A 19,699-nucleotide genomic window follows, 5' to 3' on the forward strand; every position below is an offset into this window, starting at 1 on the left:
GTCACGATTCGTAGCGGAACCGGTAGTCGGGGGCGGAACGGCCGGTGGCCTTGTGATCCGCGACCGGGTAGTCGGGAAGGGGCGCAACCGGGCTGCCCGGCGTGGCCGGGGGCCGGAGCGGGGCGGGCGTCCGGGGGCGCTGGCGGTGGCGCGCGGCGGGGTGGCGGGGCGGTCGGGTGAGGGTGATCTGGCGGACGAGTTGCTGGAAGCAGGCCAGTGCTGCGATGGGGGGAAGGGTGGCCGCCGCCTGCGCGGCGAACGTCCGGGGAGCCTGGGCCACGCACAGCAGGGTGGCGAGGGTGGAGAACAAGAGGACGATGGCCCATGAGTGGATGGCGCGGCGCTGGTGTAGGGCGGCCCGGAGGATGGACAGCGAGGCGACCATCCAGGGTCCACAGATGAGCAGGGGCCACCAGATGACGATGTCGTGCGCGGTGCGCGGTCCTGCGGTCTGACGCAGTGCGTCCGAGATGGCCAGGCCGCTGAAGACGCTCACCACGGCGGCGATGACCGCGACCAGCAGGGCGGAGAACAGGCTGCCCGTTCGGAACAGGGTCAGCATCGGGGCCCTCGGATCCCTCGGCGCCCTGGGTGCCTTCGTCGGGACGCGGCGGTGCCCGTGGGGGGCCTCCGGGCGCGGTCCGACGTAGAGGGCCTGGGTCGGTCCGGTGGCGAGGCCGGCGGCGACCGCGTCACCGGTTTCGTCGAGTCCGATCGGGCCGAGCGGCTCCGCCTGCCTCGTTCCCCTGGCCTCCTGCAGGAGGTAGGCCAGCTCCTCCGCCGGGTCCCACGTGTAGTTCACTTCGTCCAGCCCGTTGAGCGGTTGCCGGAGAGCCGCCTGCTGTTCGGTGTCCGGGCCGGGGAGGAACAGGGGGACTTCCGGCAGGCCGTGGAATCCGCTGCCGTCGTGATGGCCGTACTCATACAAGGGAGTTCCGCCCGGAGCGCTCGCCGGCGGACGGTTCGACCACTGTCGCCTCTTGGAACCGTCGGGTGAAGTCGTTCTCGATCGCCCTCATCGCCTCCAGGAAGTCCTCGAAGATCGAGGACGAGTAGTGGAGGTCGACGTCCTTTCCGTCGTGGTGCAACGTCGCGCCCTCGTGCATCGCCCAGCCTGCCGAGACCGCGGTGTAGGTCCATTTCCCCACCCTCGTGCCGTCGGCGTGAGCACTGCGTCCATCACCTTCCGGCACCCGCGGAAACATTGCCAAGTGGTTTGCTTTTGTCATAGTCCACCCAACGTTCCGGGCGCCGGGGAGGATGTGCTCCAAGCAGGTGAGGGTGGCGGAGCGGGCGCGGATTGACCGGTGTCTTTATCGGTTCTACACATGCGGCGAGCGCATCGGGCCGGCCGCCCGCACCCCGTGCGAGCTGCGGTTCTTCCGGTCGGCCGCAGAGGGGGCCCGCGCGATCGGGTGCGGCCGGGGGGTGCGGCCCGCCGTCGGCCCACGGTCGCCGGGCCGGCCGAGGACGCGCACTCGGCAGCTGCGGCGGCGCTCGATTTCCGCTGCGCGCCCCCCATCGGACGGATTCTGCCCGGCGTGTCGCGCGGCTCGTCCACGGATGACTGCAATCGGCTGACAGGGCGCAACTCGTCATATGCCGCTGCGTTATGTCGAGGTGTCACCGGGAGCCACCGGTGGCGGGCACCTCCAACTCCGTCATGGAAAGGAACAGCTGTGACAGACGCCCTCCTGTGGATCGGGCTGATCTGCGCCGCGCTGGGTACGGCAATCACCGCTTGGACGTCATCAGGGGTGGGCCGTATGCACTACACGGACAGCCGGGAGCTACGGCGCGCGCAATGCTTCAAGGACGTCCTGTCCCGGCACGTGGACGAGATGCACCCCCGGCACGGCAGCGTGGCGGAAGCCCCACCGGCGTTCACATACGGGATCTGCCGGGGACCTTGCGATGTGACACGGCCGGGGAGCGGCCCGTGCGGACCTCCTTCGGTTCCGCAGCAGCCGCAGGGACGGGACGTCGCGGGTTCGTTGTGATCCGGCCGACGGCACGGGCTGCGTCGAACGCGTCGACGCAGCGCCCCCCGGCGCGTCCCGGATGCGGGTGGCCGGGGCCGGGGCCAGAGTGGGGCGCATGGGTATCGAAGACTACGGCGGCGGGCCCGGCGCCCAGCAGACCGGTGTACTGGTCGTGACCACCAACGACGTTCCCGGCTACCGGGTGGAGCAGGTCATCGGGGAGGTGTTCGGGCTGACCGTCCGCTCCCGGCACCTCGGCAGCCAGATCGGCGCCGGCCTGAAGTCCATGATCGGCGGCGAGCTGAAGGGCCTCACCAAGACCCTCGTGCAGACCCGCAACCAGGCCATGGAACGGCTCATCGAGCAGGCCAAGGCGCGCGGCGCGAACGCGGTGCTGATGATGCGCTTCGACGTGACGGACGCCGCCGACGTCGGGACCGAGGTGTGCGCCTACGGCACGGCCGTGGTCCTGGTGCCCGCCTCGTCCTGATCCGCTCGCCGAAGCCGCCTGCGGCCACCGGGCCCCCTGGGTACGGTGGCACCCCGGGCCGAGGAACGGACGAGGAGGGGTCATGGACCGACGCGAGTCAGCGGCAGAGGTGTTCGACGCGCTGGGGGAGCGCTACGAGGAACTGTTCGGCGCGGTGCCGGGACAGATCGAGGCCCTCGACTGGCTGGCGGCCCGCCTGCCCCGCGGGGCACGGGTGCTGGACGTGGGCAGCGGCACCGGCCGGCCCACCGCCGACCGGCTCGTCCGGGCCGGCTGCGAGGTCACCGGGATCGACGTCTCGGCGGCCATGGTCGAGGCTGCCCGCGCCCGGGTCCCCGGAGCCCGTTTCGAGCAGGCCGACGTGCGGACGTACGCCCCGCCCGGCCCGCACGGGTACGACGCCGTGTGCTCCTTCTTCCCGCTGCTGGTCATGGACCAGCCGGAGGTGGCCGCGGCCCTGGAGCGGATGGCGTCCTGGGTCGCCCCCGGCGGCTACTTCGTGATGGCCACGGTGCCCGGCGACATCCGCGGCCTCGACATCGAGTGGATGGGCCACCGGGTCACCGTCAGCAGTCTCTCCACGCAACAGCACCTGGACCGGCTCGCCGGGGCGGGCCTGGAGGTGCTGCGCCACCACACCGCGTCCTTCCGGCCCGCCGATCCCCTCGCCGGCCCCGAGGAACACCTCTTCTGCTACGCCCACCGGCCCGCCTGAGCTCCTGATCGGCGACCCGGCGGGCCCGACGGGAGGGGGAAGCCGTCCCGGCGGGCCCGTGAGGGGCGGGCGGCGGATCAGCCCCGGGCGTCCCCGCCGCGCAGCCCGAGCGCCAGCCCGGCGATCACCACCACCAGGCCCAGCCACACCACCGGTCCCGGTGTCCCGCCGCCGCCGAGCATCCCCGCGCCCGCCGCCGCGAGCGGTGCGATCCCCGTCAGCAGTCCGGCCCGGCCGGAGCCCACGGCCGCCACCGTCCGGTACCAGAGCAGGAAGGCCACCGCGGTCACCAGCACCGCCAGGTACCCGACCGCCGCCCACTGCCCGGCCGTGAGCGACCCGAGCCCGGCCGTGAACGCCGCCGGCCCGGACGCCGGCCCGGAGGAGGGCCCACCCGCGAACACCGTGAGTCCCGCCAGCATCACCGCTCCCAGCCACACCGCGTGCACGGACACCCCCCACGCGCCGTGACGCCCCAGCACCGGCACCGCGAGCAGGGTGAACCCCGCCTCGCAGGCCAGTGCCAGCGCGGCCCACCCCACCCCGGCGGCGTCGGTGCGCCCGGTCCCCTCGACCAGTACCGCCCCCGCCACCACGACCGGCGCCGCCAGCAGCACCCGGCGGCTGGGCCGGCGTCCCTCCAGCAGCGGTCCGACGAGCCCGAGCAGGATCGGTACGGAGGCCACGGCCACGGCGATCACGGCGGGCTCGGCGTGCGCGACACCCCGTACGACGGCGACGTTGAACAGCACCAGGCCCGTCGCCGCGATCCCGGCCAGCCACAGCCACTCCCGTCCCCGGGGCCGCACCAGCGGCACCCGCGCGACCCGCGCGAGGGCCACCAGGATCAGGGCGGCGGCCGCGTACCGGACCGCCTGCGAGGCGAACAGGGGGGCCCCGACCAGGGACCGGGAGACGGTGACGCTGCTGCCGACCAGGGCCATGCCGATCACGCCGGGAACCAGGTCGCGCGGGGAGACGGAGGGCGTCGGCGCCACGGACGGTGAGGCGGATGTCGCGGAGGTGCTCATGCCGTCCAGCCTGAGGGCACAATGGTCCGGTGAGCAGGTCCAAAGAAGGCGCCGATCAGGGGTCCAAAAGCGGCTCCGACTTCCTCCAGCTCGACATCGGGCAGGCCCCGCCCGGCGGTCGCACCGCCTGGCTCGCCGACCGCCTGCGCGCCGCCATCGCCGACGGCACCCTGCCCGTCGGCAGCCGGCTGCCCGCCGGCCGGGTCCTCGCCGCCGAACTCCGGGTCTCCCGGGGCCTGGTGACCGAGGCCTACCAGCGCCTCGCCGAGACCGGCCAGGTGGCCGGGCGCGGCCGGGGCGGCACCGTGGTCGTCGCCGCCCCGCCCCCGGAGGCCGCAGCCCCACCCCCCGTGCCCCCGGCCGCCGTCTCCCGCGGCGGGCTCGTGGACGCGCTGCGCGCCGTGCCCTGCCGGATCGACCTCTCGCCCGGCGTGCCCGACCTGGCCTCCTTCCCGCGCACCGCATGGCTCCAGGCCGAGCGCCGGGTCCTCGCCGCCCTCACCCCCGCCGACTTCGGCTACGGCGACCCCCAGGGCGCCCCCGCCCTGCGCGCGGCCGTCGCCGGCTGGCTCGCCCGCAACCGGGGGATCCGCGCGGACCCCGCCGAGGTCGTCGTGGTCGCGGGGGTCGCCCAGGCCCTCTGGCTGCTCGCACAGGTACTGCCCGCGCGCGGCGTGCGCCGGGTCGCGGTGGAGGACCCCGGCTCGCTCGGAGCGCGCCGGCAGCTGGAGTTCGCCGGGCTGGACACCGTAGGCGTACCCGTGGACGAGGGCGGGCTCGACGTGGCCGCACTCCGGGCCGCCGGGGCGCGGGCCGTGCTGCTGACCCCGGCGCACCAGTTCCCGACCGGCGTCGTCCTCGACGGCGAGCGCCGCCGAGAGCTGCTGGACTGGGCCGCCGCCGGGGGAGTGGTCATCGAGGACGACTACGACGCCGAACACCGCTACGACCGCGCCCCCGTACCCGCCCTGCGGGCCCTGCTCCCCGAGGCCGTCTGCTACGCCGGAAGCGTGTCCAAACTGCTCGCCCCCGCCCTTCGGCTGGGCTGGCTGCTCGTCCCGCCGGGCCTGCGGGAGGAGGTCGTCGCCGCCAAACGCCACGCCGACCTCGGCAACCCCGTCCTCGCCCAGCTCGTCCTCGCCCGCCTGATGGACTCCGGCGAACTCGAACGCCACCTGCGCCACCTGCGCCGCCGTCACCGCGGCCGCCGGGACGCGATGCTGCGCGCCGTCGCCGGCCTGCTGCCCGGCGCCCGCGTCCACGGGGCGGCCGCCGGCCTGCACCTGATGGTCACCTTCGACGGCGCCTCCTTCGACGACACCGCCCTCGCCTCGGCCGCCCTCGCCCTCGGCGTCAAGAGCCACCCGCTGTCCTGGCACCGGCTGCGCCCGGGCCCGCCCGGCCTGGTCCTGGGCTACGCGGCCGGACCGGTGGGCGAGATCGAGGAGGGCGTGGCCCTGCTGGGCCGGGCCCTGCGCGGACTGACGGACGCCGGCCGCCAAGATCGAACGGGTTGACACCACGCGCACCCGGTGCGTGTAATGGGCAGCGGTGTCGCGTGACGCCGGCCAAAGAGCAGTGGGCCGGCCGGCGGTCGGGCGGAACACCCCTCACCCACGGGACCCGCCATGAGTGCACACTCCGCGCCCCGCAGTTGACGTAGAGCGGCAGCCGCGTACCGGCTCGCCCGTCAGCTCCGCCGCAGCATCCCCCGTACGGACGTCCGTACGCCATCCTCCGCACACCCCGAACCGGCAACTCCCGCGCCCCGAAGGCCCGTAGGACGCCGGACGGCGGTGTGCCCCGCCACACGCACCGGAGGGACACCCCCGTGCCCACACCCTTCAACCAGTCCGTCATCGAGGAGTTCCGTGCCAACGGCGGCCGCGTGGGCGGCCCCTTCGAAGGCGCCGACCTGCTCCTGCTGACCACCACCGGCGCCCGCTCGGGCGCGCCGCACACGACACCGCTCGGCTACGTCCGCCACGACGGGGCGCCGGTCGTCGTCGCCTCCAACCTCGGCTCCCCGCACCACCCGGACTGGTACCACAACCTGCTCGCCCACCCCCAGGTCCGCGTGGAACTGGGCACCGACACCTTCGAGGCGCTGGCCGTACCCGCCGAAGGGGCCCGCCGCGAGGCCCTCTTCGCGCACGTGCTGGCGGCCGCGCCGGGCTACGGGGACTACCAGGCCGGCACCGACCGCACCCTGCCCGTCGTCGTCCTCGAACCGGCCGAACCCGACGGATGGCGCACACCCGGCGAGGTCCGCACCCTCGCCGGGAAACTCCTGGAGGTGCACCCCTGGCTCCGGGCCCAGCTGCGCCACGTCAGCGCCGAGACCGAAGCCCACCTCGCGGCCCGCGCCGCGCACACCGGGCCCGGCGAACCGCCCGCGCCCGGGCTCGGACTCCAGATCCGCCAGCGCTGTCTGGCCTTCTGCCAGAGCCTGCAGTTCCACCACACCAGTGAGGACGCGCACCTCTTCCCGGGGATCGCCGCCCACCACCCCCACCTGGCGGACACGTTCGAGCGGCTGCGGGAGGAACACCGCACGGTGGCACGGATCCAGGGCGAACTGGTCGACCTGCTGGGCCGGGTGGCGATCGACGGGCCGGAGCGGCTGCGGTCCGGGCTGCGCCGGATGACCGCGGAGCTGACGGCCCACCTCGACCACGAGGAGGAGACGCTCCTGCCGCTGCTGGAGGAGGTCCCCTGGCCGCCCGCGGGCCCCGCGGGCCCCCCTTCGGACCAGCGCTGAGCGGGGGCGCAGGACCGGGGAAAAGTTTTTCGGGAACGGCGGCAACCGATCCGGGACTCGCACGTCGTGGAGGGGTGAAGGGCGAAGTTCCGAGCCCTCGACCCGACCGTGGAGAACCAGAGTGAAGAACCTGAAGCGCGTTCCCCTGTCCGCCCGCCGGGCCGCCGTCGTCGCGGCCGCCGGGGCGGTCGTCGCCCTCGGCGGCCCGGCCTTCGCCTCGGAGGGGGCCTCTTCCGGCGCGGCGGCGCCCGGCGTCACCGCGAGCGCGGCGCCGAGCCCCGTACCGTCCACCCCGGCCGGTGCGAAGCCGAGCCCCGTGCCGACCACCCCCGGCGGGGCCACGTCGAGCGCCACCCCGAGCGCCGCCCCGAGCCAGCCCGGCGGCGCCAAGCCGAGCGTCAGCGCGCCCGGGACGGCGGGCACCCAGCCCAGCGCCTCGCCGTCGTCGCCCGCCGGCAGCGGCTCGGGTCCGGGCTCCGCCGAGCCCTCCGCCGGACCCGGCGGATCCGAGCTCGCGCATACTGGCTCTTCCGCGACCACCGTCGCACTCGCCGCCGGAGCCGTCGGGCTCGTCGCCGTCGGGGCCGGAGCCCTGTACACCGTGCGGCGGCGCACCAGCAGCTGAGGACACCCGTGCTCGACCTCGCACCGTCCATCAGCCCCCTCACGCCCGGGTTCGCCCGGGCGTGGCGGGGCTTGTGGTGGTGGCTCTCACGCCGCGAGCGGTCCGCGCCGCCGGCGGCCGGGCCCGACGCCCGCCCCCACGCGTCCCGGTACGCGTACACCTACGGCCACGCCCACCCCCTCGGCCCCGACGCCGGCGGGGACGCGCCCCCGCGCCCACCGACCGTCTCCGAGCTCTACCACGCGCACCGCCTCGCCATGGTGCGCCTGGCGGTGCTCCTCGTCGACGACCCGGGCACCGCCGAGGACGTCGTACAGGACGCCTTCACTGCCGTGTACCGGCGCTACGGAGAGGAGATCGCGGAGGTGGACAACGCCCTGGGCTACCTGCGCACCGCCGTCGTGAACACCTCGCGCTCGGTGCTGCGCCGCCGCCGCACCGCCAGGGCCTGGATCCCGCCGGTGAGCGCCGACGTGCCCTCCGCCGAGGCCTCCGTCGTCCTGGGGGAGGCCCACCGCGAGGTGCTGGCCGCGTTGCGCGGGCTCACGCCGCGCCGCCGCCAGGTCCTGGTGCTGCGCTACTGGGCCGACCTCAGCGAGGCGGAGATAGCCGACACCCTCGGCATCAGCCGCGGTGCGGTGAAGTCCAACGCGAGCCGCGCGCTGGACGCACTCGAACGGATCCTGGAGGGACGGGTATGACCCGCGTTACGGGTACCGCGCGCGAGGGCGAACGCCCGGTGGAGGGGCTGCTGCGCGAGGCCCTGACGGCCCGGGCGCAGGAGGTCACGGTCGTCACGCTGCGTCCCGCCGACCCGCCGGGACCGCACCTGCGCCGGCTGTCCCTGCGCACCCCCTGGGTGCGGCGTTCGGCCTGGACCCTCGCGGGCCTGTCCGGCCTGGCGGCGGCGGCCCTCGCCGGGCTCCTGGTCCTCGGGCCCGACCCGGTCGGGCCCCGGCCGGTGCCGCCCGCCTCGCCGCCCGAGTTCACCTCGCCGACGCCCTCGGGTTCCCCGCAGCCGAGCGCGCCCCCTTCGGCCTCCGTGTCGCCGCCGCCGACACCCGCGCCGTCGCGGACCCCGTCCGCCGGGCCGACGCCCGGCGCGACCCCTTCGCGAGCGCCCCGCACGGCCCCGCCGACCCTGCCCGCGGGCGGGCAGCCGAGTACGGGCTCCGGCGCGGGCTCCGCCAGCCCGTCCACCCTCCGCACCGCGGGCAGCGCGCCCTCCCCGACGCCGGCGGGCAACTAGCCGACCGGCCCCTGTCCCGCTCCTGCGTCACCGCGATACGGCGCCCGTTCGTCAAGGAGACAGGGCCTGGCCCCGGGTGTTCTCGACCGCCGCGACCAGGGGGGCCAGTTCCGGCCTGAGCGCGGCCTCGTCGAGGGCCTCGCGCAGGGCCGTGTCGTTCGTGGGGCGGGCCTCGGCCAGGAGGGCCAGACCGGCCGCGCTCACATCCGTGTAGATGCCCCGGCGGTCGGTGTCGCAGATGTAGCGGTTCAGCAGTCCGCGGTCCTCCAGCCTGCTGACCAGCCGGGTCGTCGCGCTCTGGCTGAGCACCACCGACTCCGCCACCTGGTGCATCCGCAGGTGGCCCCCCGGGCCGCTGTGCTGCCGGCTGAGCACGTCCAGCAGCGAGTACTCGCGCACGCTCAGTCCGTGCCCCGTCTGCAGCGCCCGCTCGATGTGCGCCTCGATCCGGCCGTGCAGGAGGGAAAGGGCGCACCAGCCCTGGGCGAGGCCCGTGAGTGCGCTGTCCGTGGCCGTCATGGGCTCCTCCGTCGATGGTCCCGTCGATGGTGCGATACCGCTGAGCTCCTGCGCAGCGCGTCCGCGCCGTGCGTTGCGCCGCAGCCGTGTGGTGTGCCGTGCGTACCGCCAGGATAGGCCACCCCCGCAATAGCCCGCGCTTGCAAATATCCCGCGTCTGCAATTAATGTGGACGAAGGCTAACGGCGAACGCAACATCATGCGGTCCGCCCGCCCCCGTACCCCCCACCCCCTGAAGGGCACCTCCTCATGCCTCTCGCCCTCCTCGCCCTCGCCATCGGGGCCTTCGGGATCGGCACCACCGAGTTCGTGATCATGGGCCTGCTCCCCGAGGTCGCGGCCGGCTACGGCGTCTCCATCCCGACCGCCGGTTTCCTGGTCACCGGCTACGCCCTCGGCGTCGTCCTCGGTGCCCCACTGATGACCGTCCTCGGCACCCGCGTACCCCGCAAGCGCATGCTGATGCTGCTCATGGGCCTCTTCGTCGCGGGCAACCTGCTCTCCGCGCTCGCCCCCGCCTTCGGCGTCATGCTCGCCGGACGCGTGGTCGCCTCCCTCGCCCACGGTGCCTTCTTCGGCATCGGCGCGGTCGTCGCCGCCGGACTCGTCGCCCCGGACCGGAAGGCCGGCGCGATCGCGATGATGTTCACCGGCCTGACCGTGGCCAACGTCGTCGGAGTCCCGCTCGGCACCCTCGTCGGGCAGACCCTCGGCTGGCGCGTCACCTTCCTGGCCGTCGCCGCGCTCGGCGTGATCGGCCTGCTCGGCATCGCCCGGCTGGTCCCCGACCTCCCCCGCCCCGAGGGGGTCCGCATCCGTCACGAGCTGGCCGCCTTCCGCAACGTCCAGGTGTTGCTCGCGATGGGCATGACCGTCCTCGGCTTCGGCGGGGTGTTCGCCGCCGTCACCTACATCACCCCGATGATGACCAACGTCGCCGGCTTCGCCGACACCTCCGTCACCTGGCTGCTCGTCCTCCTCGGCCTGGGCATGGTCGCCGGCAACCTGGTCGGAGGCCGCTTCGCCGACCGGGCCCTGATGCCGATGCTGTACACGTCCCTGGGCGCGCTGGCCGTCGTACTGGCCCTGTTCACCCTCACCGCCCACACCAGGACCGGCGCCGCCGTCACCGTCTTCCTCATCGGCGCCCTCGGCTTCGCGACCGTGCCCCCGCTGCAGAAGCGGGTCCTCGACCAGGCCGCCGGAGCCCCCACCCTGGCCTCCGCCGTCAACATCGGCGCCTTCAACCTCGGCAACGCCCTCGCGGCCTGGCTCGGCGGCCTCGTGATCGCCGCCGGCCTCGGCTGGACCGCCCCGAACTGGGTCGGCGCGGCACTCGCCGCCTCCGCCCTCGTCCTCGCCCTCGTCTCCGGAGCGCTGGAGCGCCGTACGGGACGAGCGGCGACCGCGAGCCGGACCGTCGCCGCCGGAGCCCCCGCCCCCACCACCCCCGTCCCGGCCCACCACTGATCCCCCTCCCAGGAGTACCGCCATGTCCTTCACCGCCACCGCCCCCCGTACCGCTACCGCCACCGCCCCCCGTACCGCGGTCGCCCCACTGACCACCGGGGACGCCGAACTGCTCGTCGCCACGGCCGCGGCCGCCGCCGAAGCAGCCGGGGCCACGGTCAGCGTCACCGTCCTGGACGCGGGCGGCCACCCGCTGGCCTTCCGCCGCGACGACCGGGCCGTCCTGATCTCCGGCGAGACCAGCACCCGCAAGGCGTTCACCGCCCTCCAGCTGAACGCCCCCACGGCCGACCTCGTCGACGCGGTCCAGCCCGGCGGCCCCTTCCACACCCTGCCCACCGCCCTCGACCGGCCGCTGCTCTTCATCGCCGGCGGACTGCCCGTCCACCGCGACGGCCGCCTCGTCGGGGCCATCGGCGTCGGCGGCGGGGCCCCCGAGCAGGACCACGGCTTCGCCGCGGCGGCCGTGGACGCCCTGGGCTGAACCCCGGCCCGGCCCGGGTCGCGCCCCCGTGTCCCCCGTGCCAGGTTGGTACGGGGGACACGGCGACAGAACGGGTGTGACATGGGGCAGCGGACGAGGCGGATCCGGCGGGACCGGACCCTGGCGATGGCGACGGCCGCCGCGCTGGTCACCCTCGCCGTGCCCGCTTGTTCCGCCGGAGCCCAGCCGTCCGGGGCCGGCCCCCGGAGCGCGGGCACCACCGGATCCACGCGCTCCCCGGCGGCGAGCCCCGCCGAACCGCCCTCGCCCTCGCCGTCCGCCTACCCGCTCTCCACCGCCCCGCGCACCGTCCCGGCCGTACGGGAACACCGGGCCGCCCGCGGCCCCGGCTGGAAGCCCGCCCCGGCGGCGCGGGTCGTCGTATCCCCCGCGGACAGCGCGGCCCTGTCCGACGAGGCGAAACTGCTCGCCGGCGAGCTGAAGCTCGGCTACGCGGAGTCGGCCCGGCCGGGGCCCGGCGACGTCCAGCTCGCCCTCGCCGCGAAGGGCTCCGGCCCGCCCGAGTCGTACACCCTCACCGTCCAGGGCGGCCGGGTCCGGATCACCGGCCCCGACGAGGCGGGCGTCTTCTACGGAACCCGCACCCTCAAACAGGAGATACGCGGAACCGGCTCGGCCCCCGAGGGCACCGTCGAGGACGCCCCCGCCAAACCCCAGCGCGGCCTCAACCTGGACATCGCGCGCAAGAACTTCACCCCCGCCTGGATAGAGAACCGGCTGCGCGAGATGGCCGACCTCAAACTCAACCAGCTGGGCCTGCACTTCTCCGACGACCAGGCCTTCCGGATCCAGTCCGACACCCACCCGGAGATCGTCTCCACCCCGCACCTCACCAAGGCCGACGTACGCGGGATCAACGCCCTTGCCGCACGCCTGCACATCGCGGTCGTCCCCGAGATCGACTCGCCCGGACACCTCGGCGCGGTGCTGCGCGCGCACCCCGAACTCCAGCTGCGCGACGTGAACGGCCGGGCCGTCAAGGGCGCGGTGGACATAGCGAACCCCGCCTCCGCCCGCCTCGTGGACGAACTGCTGCGCGAGTACCTGCCGTTGTTTCCCGCCGGGGCCTGGCACCTGGGCGCCGACGAGTACCAGGCACTGGTCGTCCGCGACCCGCAGGCCTCCTTCCCGAAGCTCGCGGCCGCCGCCCGCGCCCGCTACGGTCCCTCCGCGCGGGTCCAGGACCTGGCGACGGGCTGGCTCAACGACCGGGCGGCCGTGGTCCGCCCGTCGGGCAAGACCCTCAAGGCCTGGAACGACGGATTCTTCCGGGGCGGCGTCGCCACCGCTGCCCCGGACCTCCAGGTCGAGTACTGGACCGGCAAGGAGATCGGCGCCCGGCCGCCGCTGGAGTACCTGAGCGCGGGCCGCAAGGTCGTCAACCTCAACGACGAGTACCTCTACTACGTGCTGGGCCAGCCCAACCAGTTCACGTACCCCACCGGCCGGCGGATCTACGAGGAGTGGACCCCGCGGGTGCTGCGCGGCACCTCCGCCGTCCCGGCCCGCTACGACGCGCAGATCCTCGGCGGCCGGCTCGCCGTCTGGGCCGACCTGGCCGGTGCGCAGACCCAGGACCAGGTGGCCGCGGGCATCCGGCTCCCCCTGGCCGCCCTGTCCCAGAAGCTCTGGGACGCCCGGACGCCGCAGGCCTCCTGGGCCGACTTCCGGGCCCTCGCCGACCGCGTCGGCTGATCCGCCGCGTACGGCGGCGGGCACGGACGTGCGTGAACCGCAACCACGCGATCCTCGTCGAGGGGCTGCCCGGCCACAGGCCGGGCGGCCCCTCCCGCCGTGTGAAGGCCGTTGATGCGGGGGGGGGATTGGCCGGATCCGGGCGGCACCGGTACGTCGGGCCGGCGGTCGTTCCCGGAGCGGGGGAGGGCGGGGACGGCCGGCGCCGCGGTCCGGGCCCGGCTCGGGTGTCGCCGGGGCATTCCGTCGTGGCAGCGTGCGGGCTTGCGGGGCCGGAGCCGGAGGCGATGAGGCGTCCGTAGACCTCTGTGGCGTGAGTGAGGGAAGGGGCGTGCGGGCTCTCGGCGCGGGCTCTCGGACCCATGTTCGAGCGGGCGTGAATGTGGTCGGCCGCCAGGGCAAACGCGGCTGAGACGGAGATCGCTGGATCGAGGTAATGCCATGGGGCTCAGGACGATCACCGGTTCCGCCGCCGTTACTGTTTCCACGGATTCGGGCGGACTCCCCCGGATGTCCGTCCCTCTTGCTCCTGTTCCTCTTTCTTCCTCTTTTCACCGGTTGACCACCCCGCCCGTGTGCGACGACGGTCACCGCCCCCGCGAAGGAGAGCTCGCCCGATGACCGTTGACGCCAGCACGGAGGCGCAGCCCGCTCCGCCCCGGCAGTCCAGCCTGGGTACGGCGGCCGCCCGCAACCTTGCCACCACCACCAAGTCCGCCCCGCAGATGCAGGAGATCACCTCCCGCTGGCTGCTGCGGACGCTCCCCTGGGTCGAAACCAAGGGCGGCACCTACCGGGTGAACCGCCGCCTCAGCTACACCGTGGGCGACGGGCGCATCGAGTTCGTCCAGGACGGCGCCACCGTCCGGGTGATCCCGCGGGAGCTCGGCGAACTCGCCCTGCTGCGGGGCTTCGACGACGTCGAGGTGCTGAGCGCGCTCGCCGCCCGCTGCGTCCAGCGTGACTTCGGGCCCGGCGAGGTCCTCGTCCAGCGCGGTGACCCGGCCGACCGGATCCACCTGATCGCCCACGGCCGGATCGCCCAGACCTCGGTCGGCAAGTACGGCGACGAGGTCGCCGTCGCGGTGCTCGCCGACGGCGACCGGTTCGGCGAGAACGCCCTGCTGGACGCCGACGCGCAGTGGGACTACACCGCCACCGCCGAGACCGCGGGCACGCTGCTCAGCCTCTCCCGCGCCGACTTCGCCTCCGTGCTGTCCAACGCGCCGCAACTCCAGGCGCACGTACAGCAGTTCAGCAGCCTGCCCCGGCAGCGGCAGAACAAGCACGGCGAGGCCGAGATCGCCATGTCCGCCGGCCACACGGGCGAGCCCGAGCTGCCCGGCACCTTCGTCGACTACGAGCTCAACCCGCGCGAGTACGAACTCTCCATCGCGCAAACGGTCCTGCGGGTCCACACCCGCGTCGTCGACCTCTACAACGGCCCGCACAACCAGACCGAGGAACAGCTCAGGCTCACCATCGAGGCGCTGCGCGAGCGCCAGGAGCACGAGCTGATCAACAACCGCGAGTTCGGTCTGCTGCACAACGCCTCCTTCAAGCAGCGGATCCAGACCCACTCCGGTCCGCCCACCCCGGACGACCTCGACGAACTGCTCTGCCGCCGGCGCGGCACCAAGCTGTTCTTCGCCCACCCGCGGACCATCGCGGCCATCGGGCGCGAACTCAACGCCCGCGGGCTCTACCCGGACCACGTCGACCTCGGCGGTCAGCAGGTACCGGCCTGGCGCGGTGTCCCGATCCTGCCGTGCAACAAGATCCCGATCAGCAAGGACAACACCAGCTCGATCCTCGCGATGCGCACCGGTGAGGAAAACCAGGGCGTCGTCGGTCTGCGCCAGACCGGTCTGCCGGAGGAGTACGAACCGGGCCTGTCGGTGCGGTTCATGGGGATCGACGAGCAGGCGATCATCTCCTACCTGGTCACCACGTACTACTCCGCAGCCATCCTCGTCCCCGACGCGCTCGGCGTGCTGGAGAACGTGCAGATCGCGCGGAGCCGCGACTAGGGCCCAGGGCGTGACCCGGCCGGGTCGGGGCCGGACGGCCCGGTTCCGGCCCCGGCCCGACCCGCCGGACATCCCTCGGGGGTGTCCGGCGCGCACGTTCCTCAGGAGCCCGTCCGGCCCGGAGAGCCCGGCCCGGTGACCGGGGCCCGCCCCGCCCGCACGGCTCCGGTCACGGCTGCGGCCCCGGGCCGCCCCGCGCGGGTCCGCCCCGCGCCGCTGCGGCCCGCCCGCGCGGTGTCGTGCCGAGCGGTGCCCGCGTGCGCGGAACACTTCCGTGCCCCTGCGCGTGCCCGAGATCCGGATCAGCCCACTCATCTCACTTAGGAGCCATGGATGCCCGACTCCGGGACGTCCCCCCTGCGTTCGGCCCTTCCCGGCACCGCTCTCCGGCCGCTCCTGCCGACCGGCCCGGCACTGCCCTTCGGGCCCGCCGCCGGGACCTCCGTACCGGGGGCGGACGCGGCCGCACCGGCCGTGGAGGGCGCGGGCGGCGACCTCGCCGCCGGGGCGGTGCGGGAGGCCGGGACGGCCACGGTCCCGGGCCCCAACCCCGCCCTGGACCGGATCGTCCGCGGCCCGAGCGGCATCGGGACCTCAGGGCTGTACCCCGCCCGGCCCGCACGGCCGCCCGTTCCGGCCGCTCCGGAGGAGGGCCGGCCGATCCCCGGCCTCTACCACCACCCCGTGCCGGAGCCCGACCCCGTCCGGGTGGCGGAGGTCAGCCGACGGATCAAGCGGTGGGCGGTGGACGAGGTCGAGGCCTACCCCCCGGAGTGGGAGGACCAGTTCGACGGCTTCTCCGTGGGCCGCTACATGGTCGCCTGCCACCCGGACGCCCCGACCGTCGACCACCTGATGATCGCCACCCGGCTGATGGTCGCCGAGAACGTCGTCGACGACGTCTACTGCGAGGACCACGGAGGCTCGCCGGTCGGCCTGGGCGGAAGGCTTCTGCTCGCCCACACCGCCCTGGACCCGCTCCACACGACGGCGGAGTACCAGCCCGTGTGGGCCGAGTCGCTGCTCTCGGACGCCGCCCGCCGTTCCTACCGGTCGGCCATGGCGTACTTCTCCGAGGCCGCCACCCCGTCCCAGGCGGACCGGTTCCGGCACGACATGGCCCGGCTCCACATGGGGTACCTCGCCGAGGCGGCGTGGGCGCAGACGGACTACACGCCGGAGGTGTGGGAGTACCTGTCGATGCGGCAGTTCAACAACTTCCGCCCCTGCCCCACCATCACCGACACGGTCGGCGGCTACGAGCTACCGCCGGACCTGCACGCCCTGCCCGCCCTGCAGCGCGTCATCGCGCTCGCGGGCAACGCCACCACGATCTCGAACGACCTCTACTCCTACACCAAGGAGCTCAAGAGCCCCGGCAAACACCTGAACCTGCCCGTGGTGATCGCCGAGCAGGAAGGTCTCTCCGACAAGGAGGGCTACCTGAAGGCGGTCGAGGTCCACAACGAGCTCATGCACGAGTTCGAGGCCGAGGCCGCCGCGCTGGCCGCCTCCTGGCCCGACCCGCGCCTGCTGCGCTTCCTGCGGGGCATGGCCGTCTGGGTCGACGGCAACCACTACTGGCACATGACCAACACCTACCGCTACAGCTTGCCCGACTTCTGGTAAGAGGAATGGACTTATCTGTGACCACTGAGATCACCCCCACCCGTGGCGCCTCCGCCTTCATCCCGGCCCCGGCGACGCCCTACCAGGGCGACATCGCCCGCTACTGGAACGAAGAGGCGCGGCCGGTGAACCTGCGTCTCGGCGATGTCGACGGCCTCTACCACCACCACTACGGCGTGGGCCCCGTCGCCACGGAGGCCCTCGGGGACCCCGCCGACAGCGCGTACGAGAAGAAGCTGGTCGCCGAGCTGCACCGGCTGGAGTCGGCCCAGACCGACGTACTGCTCGACGGCCTGGGCGCCATCGGGCGCGACGACACGCTGGTGGACGCCGGCTGCGGCCGCGGCGGTTCGATGGTGATGGCCCACCAGCGCTTCGGGTGCAAGGTGGAGGGCGTCACCCTGTCGGCCAAGCAGGCCGAATTCGCCAACCAGCGCGCGCGTGAGCTCGGCATCGGGGACCACGTCCGCGCCCGGGTCTGCAACATGCTCGACACCCCCCTGGAGAGCGGCTCGGTGTCCGCCTCCTGGAACAACGAGTCCAGCATGTACGTCGACCTGCACGACCTGATGTCCGAGCACTCCCGGATCCTCAAGGTCGGCGGCCGCTACGTGACCATCACCGGCTGCTGGAACCCGAAGTACGGCCAGCCGTCGAAGTGGGTCTCGCAGATCAACGCCCACTTCGAGTGCAACATCCACTCGCGGCGCGAGTACCTGCGTGCCATGGCCGACAACCGGCTGGTCCCGCAGACCGTCATCGACCTCACCCCGGACACGCTGCCCTACTGGCGGCTGCGCGCCACGTCCTCCCTGGTGACGGGCATCGAGGAGGCGTTCATCAAGTCCTACGAGGACGGCTCGTTCCAGTACGTCCTGATCGCCGCCGACCGCGTCTGACGTCCGGTCCGGGCCCGTGATCCGACGGGCCCGGACAGGCTGGACGGCCGGCTACCAGATGGAGTTGACCCACTCCGGGTGGTCGATGAACGGGTTGCGGTTGTGCTGGTAGGTGTCGAAGATGACCTGGTTGCGGCGCTGCTCGAAGGCGTCCGGCGGGTCCTGCTGGTTCCACTGCTTCAGCACGCTGATCCGGCCTATCGCGGGCGCCGTGCCGTTGTTGACCTTGTCGTTGACCTCCAGGTCGGCGAAGCCGTCACCGCCGTCGTAGCGCACCGCCATGTACAGCAGCATCCGCGCGACGTCGCCCTTGACCGCGTCCCGCGGCTCGAAGGAGTCGGCGTCGGTGTAGCTGCCGGGGGCCTCCGCCACCGGGCTGCCGCCCATGTCGAAGTCCTTGTTGCCGCGCGTGCTGTTGACGGTGACGTCCTCGGGGCGCAGGTGGTGCAGATCGGTGCCCGGGCCGGTGGCGGTGCCGAAGTCGCCGTGGCTCTTGGCCCAGACGTGCTCGCGGTTCCAGTCGTTGACCCCGCCGCCGTTGCTGGACTTGGACTGGGAACGGCCGGAGTAGACGAGGATGACGTTGTCGGGGTTCRCCGGGTCCTGGTCGGTCACCTTCAGCGCGTTCCACACGCCGTCGTACGTGACCTTGGACTGGTTCTTGATGATGTCGTGCAGGGCCGTCTTCAGCGCGGCGCCGGTCTTGCCCTCGGCGGCGGCGTAGTACGCGTCGACCGTGGTGGCCGCGGCGGCGGGGGCGGGGGCGGCGTGGGGTGCCGCCGTCCGCTGGCCCGCCGTGGCGGTGGCCGGTACGAGGAACAGCGCGGCGGCCGCGGCGGCGGCGGCCCAGGGGGTCGTACGGGAGATTCTCATGACGTGGGGGACACCTCTCCACACGCACCGTCCCCACCGTGGCAGTCGGCGGGGTGTCAGGTGGCAGAGCGAGGGTCACATTGTCATGTGCCCAACAGGTAAAGGCCATGTGTCGGGGGTGCGGACCTTGGGGTTTGCCGTCCGGCCGGCTCGGGCACGGTAGCGGTGGCCTCGGCAGGGCCGAGGTGACCGTGAACAGTCCTACCGGGAGCAGCCCATGGCAGCGAAGATCCTCATCGTGACCGGCGACGCGGCGGAGTCGCTCGAGGTCCTCTACCCCTACCAGCGCCTGCGCGAGGAGGGGTACGAGGTGCACATCGCGGCCCCCTCGGTCAAGAAGCTGCGCTTCGTCGTGCACGACTTCGAGGAGGGCTTCGACACGTACACGGAGAAGCCCGGCTACACCTGGCCGGCCGACATCGCCTTCGCCGACGTCGTTCCCGGGGAGTACGCCGCCGTGGTCGTCCCGGGCGGGCGCGCGCCGGAGTACCTGCGCAACGACCCCGACGTGCGGCGGATCCTGGCCGCCTTCGCCGGGGCCGACAAGCCGATCGCGCAGATCTGCCACGGACCGCTGATCACCGCCGCGAGCGGGGTCCTGGACGGCCGCCGGGTCACCGCCTATCCGGCGCTGGAGCCGGACATGAAGGCGGCGGGGGCCGGTTTCGAGGACTCCGAGGCCGTGGTCGACGGCACCCTCGTCTCCGCCCGCGCGTGGCCCGACCACTCCGCGTGGATGCGGGAGTTCCTCACGGTCCTGAGGGCCAAGGCGCCGCTGGCGTAGCGGTCAGCCGGTCGCTTCGAGGTTGGCGCACATGCGGGCGAGGACGGTGACGGCGCCCGCGTACTCCTCGTCCGTGACGCCGGCGGTCACGCTGCCCCGGGTCGCCAGGATGAGCCGTTCGGCGTCCGCGTGGCCCCGGTCTCCCGCGGTGGTGAGGGCGTACGTCCCGGCGTCCGGGTCGCGTGCGATCCAGCCGCGGGCGGACAGGCCGGAGGTGACCTCGTCGAGGGTGATCGCGCCCTGGTCCCAGAAGGGGCGCAGCCGCGCGGTGAGGCCGGCCGCGTCCTGCGGGCCGTGGGAGGCGAGGGCGTGCAGGACCTGCCAGTGGCGCCGGGTGAGGTCGCTCGCGGTGAGCGCCCGGTCGAACTCCCGGTCGATCAGGGCGTCGAGGTGCTTGAGGTAGTAGCCGATCGGTTTGAGCTGCGACGGGGTGGTCACGGCC

At 73.8% G+C, this 19,699-nt stretch carries 20 protein-coding genes; 14 read left to right on the plus strand and 6 right to left on the minus strand.

Translation table 11 applies throughout. The features are described 5' to 3' along the window. Window position 1: 1 nt before the first annotated feature. Complete coding sequence (locus tag AB4039_RS06325) at window positions 2-928, minus strand: DUF2637 domain-containing protein (RefSeq protein ID WP_266846681.1); 927 nt, start codon at window positions 926-928, stop codon at window positions 2-4. After that, on the minus strand, window positions 921-1,271 hold the full coding sequence (locus AB4039_RS06330; protein ID WP_442270216.1) for a hypothetical protein: 351 nt from the start codon (window positions 1,269-1,271) through the stop codon (window positions 921-923). Before AB4039_RS06330 ends, AB4039_RS06325 begins: the two co-directional genes overlap by 8 nt. Before the next feature lie 826 nt (window positions 1,272-2,097). Between AB4039_RS06330 and AB4039_RS06335 the strand changes: the two genes are divergently transcribed. Together AB4039_RS06335 and AB4039_RS06340 are read left to right on the plus strand one after the other, a co-directional pair. Next, window positions 2,098-2,472, plus strand: coding sequence for a YbjQ family protein (locus AB4039_RS06335; RefSeq protein ID WP_266846685.1), 375 nt, complete (start codon window positions 2,098-2,100; stop codon window positions 2,470-2,472). 82 nt (window positions 2,473-2,554) lie between these two features. Further along, the gene (locus tag AB4039_RS06340; RefSeq protein WP_442270217.1) at window positions 2,555-3,187 is read left to right on the plus strand and encodes a class I SAM-dependent methyltransferase; all 633 of its coding nucleotides are present in this window, start codon (window positions 2,555-2,557) and stop codon (window positions 3,185-3,187) included. 77 nt (window positions 3,188-3,264) lie between these two features. Here the strand turns inward: AB4039_RS06340 and AB4039_RS06345 are convergent, their stop codons facing one another. After that, window positions 3,265-4,218, minus strand: coding sequence for an EamA family transporter (locus AB4039_RS06345; RefSeq protein ID WP_266846689.1), 954 nt, complete (start codon window positions 4,216-4,218; stop codon window positions 3,265-3,267). Between the two features lie 29 nt (window positions 4,219-4,247). Here AB4039_RS06345 and pdxR point away from each other — a divergent pair, with 29 nt between their 5' ends. The 5 genes from pdxR to AB4039_RS06370 all read left to right on the plus strand — a co-directional run bounded on the left by pdxR (window position 4,248) and on the right by AB4039_RS06370 (window position 8,853). Continuing rightward, on the plus strand, window positions 4,248-5,735 hold the full coding sequence (gene pdxR, locus AB4039_RS06350) for a MocR-like pyridoxine biosynthesis transcription factor PdxR (protein WP_266846690.1): 1,488 nt from the start codon (window positions 4,248-4,250) through the stop codon (window positions 5,733-5,735). A gap of 314 nt (window positions 5,736-6,049) precedes the next feature. Next, the gene (locus AB4039_RS06355) at window positions 6,050-6,979 is read left to right on the plus strand and encodes a nitroreductase/quinone reductase family protein (protein ID WP_442270218.1); all 930 of its coding nucleotides are present in this window, start codon (window positions 6,050-6,052) and stop codon (window positions 6,977-6,979) included. Window positions 6,980-7,100: 121 nt separating this feature from the next. Continuing rightward, a complete protein-coding gene (locus tag AB4039_RS06360; RefSeq protein ID WP_266846693.1) occupies window positions 7,101-7,604 on the plus strand; it encodes an LAETG motif-containing sortase-dependent surface protein in 504 nt (167 codons plus the stop codon). An 8-nt stretch (window positions 7,605-7,612) separates the two neighbouring features. Beyond that, window positions 7,613-8,305 carry an RNA polymerase sigma factor gene (locus AB4039_RS06365; RefSeq protein WP_442270219.1) on the plus strand — a complete coding sequence of 231 codons (693 nt, stop codon included), beginning with the start codon at window positions 7,613-7,615 and terminating at the stop codon, window positions 8,303-8,305. After that, complete coding sequence (locus tag AB4039_RS06370; protein ID WP_442270220.1) at window positions 8,302-8,853, plus strand: hypothetical protein; 552 nt, start codon at window positions 8,302-8,304, stop codon at window positions 8,851-8,853. The genes AB4039_RS06365 and AB4039_RS06370 overlap by 4 nt, the downstream gene beginning before the upstream one ends. A 51-nt stretch (window positions 8,854-8,904) precedes the next feature. Here the strand turns inward: AB4039_RS06370 and AB4039_RS06375 are convergent, their stop codons facing one another. Beyond that, window positions 8,905-9,372: a MarR family transcriptional regulator gene (locus tag AB4039_RS06375; protein ID WP_266846699.1), complete on the minus strand. Its 468-nt coding sequence runs from the start codon at window positions 9,370-9,372 to the stop codon at window positions 8,905-8,907. Window positions 9,373-9,621: 249 nt separating this feature from the next. Here AB4039_RS06375 and AB4039_RS06380 point away from each other — a divergent pair, with 249 nt between their 5' ends. From AB4039_RS06380 to AB4039_RS06405, 6 genes are all read left to right on the plus strand, one after another. Next, window positions 9,622-10,842, plus strand: coding sequence for an MFS transporter (locus AB4039_RS06380; protein WP_442270221.1), 1,221 nt, complete (start codon window positions 9,622-9,624; stop codon window positions 10,840-10,842). 22 nt (window positions 10,843-10,864) lie between these two features. Further along, window positions 10,865-11,326 carry a heme-binding protein gene (locus AB4039_RS06385; protein WP_266847226.1) on the plus strand — a complete coding sequence of 154 codons (462 nt, stop codon included), beginning with the start codon at window positions 10,865-10,867 and terminating at the stop codon, window positions 11,324-11,326. An 81-nt stretch (window positions 11,327-11,407) separates the two neighbouring features. Then, window positions 11,408-13,042 (plus strand): beta-N-acetylhexosaminidase, encoded by a 1,635-nt coding sequence (locus AB4039_RS06390; protein ID WP_442270222.1) that lies wholly within the window; start codon window positions 11,408-11,410, stop codon window positions 13,040-13,042. Window positions 13,043-13,659: 617 nt separating this feature from the next. Then, on the plus strand, window positions 13,660-15,072 hold the full coding sequence (locus AB4039_RS06395; RefSeq protein ID WP_442270223.1) for a family 2B encapsulin nanocompartment shell protein: 1,413 nt from the start codon (window positions 13,660-13,662) through the stop codon (window positions 15,070-15,072). Window positions 15,073-15,405: 333 nt separating this feature from the next. Next, window positions 15,406-16,701, plus strand: a complete 1,296-nt coding sequence (locus AB4039_RS06400) for a family 2 encapsulin nanocompartment cargo protein terpene cyclase (protein WP_442270224.1) — start codon at window positions 15,406-15,408, stop codon at window positions 16,699-16,701. A 17-nt stretch (window positions 16,702-16,718) separates the two neighbouring features. Then, the gene (locus AB4039_RS06405; RefSeq protein ID WP_266847230.1) at window positions 16,719-17,600 is read left to right on the plus strand and encodes a geranyl diphosphate 2-C-methyltransferase; all 882 of its coding nucleotides are present in this window, start codon (window positions 16,719-16,721) and stop codon (window positions 17,598-17,600) included. 51 nt (window positions 17,601-17,651) lie between these two features. Here AB4039_RS06405 and AB4039_RS06410 read toward each other — a convergent pair whose 3' ends face one another. After that, the gene (locus AB4039_RS06410; RefSeq protein ID WP_442270225.1) at window positions 17,652-18,473 is read right to left on the minus strand and encodes an endonuclease I family protein; all 822 of its coding nucleotides are present in this window, start codon (window positions 18,471-18,473) and stop codon (window positions 17,652-17,654) included. 217 nt (window positions 18,474-18,690) lie between these two features. On the opposite strand from AB4039_RS06410, the gene AB4039_RS06415 reads away from it, so the two are divergent. Then, a complete protein-coding gene (locus tag AB4039_RS06415) occupies window positions 18,691-19,257 on the plus strand; it encodes a DJ-1/PfpI family protein (RefSeq protein WP_266847234.1) in 567 nt (188 codons plus the stop codon). 3 nt (window positions 19,258-19,260) lie between these two features. On the opposite strand, the gene AB4039_RS06420 is transcribed toward AB4039_RS06415, so the two are convergent. Then, the gene (locus AB4039_RS06420; RefSeq protein ID WP_266847236.1) at window positions 19,261-19,695 is read right to left on the minus strand and encodes a MarR family winged helix-turn-helix transcriptional regulator; all 435 of its coding nucleotides are present in this window, start codon (window positions 19,693-19,695) and stop codon (window positions 19,261-19,263) included. Window positions 19,696-19,699 lie beyond the last annotated feature (4 nt).

This window comes from Streptomyces sp. M-16, from assembly GCF_052114405.1.
In the GTDB taxonomy this organism is placed as follows: domain Bacteria; phylum Actinomycetota; class Actinomycetes; order Streptomycetales; family Streptomycetaceae; genus Streptomyces.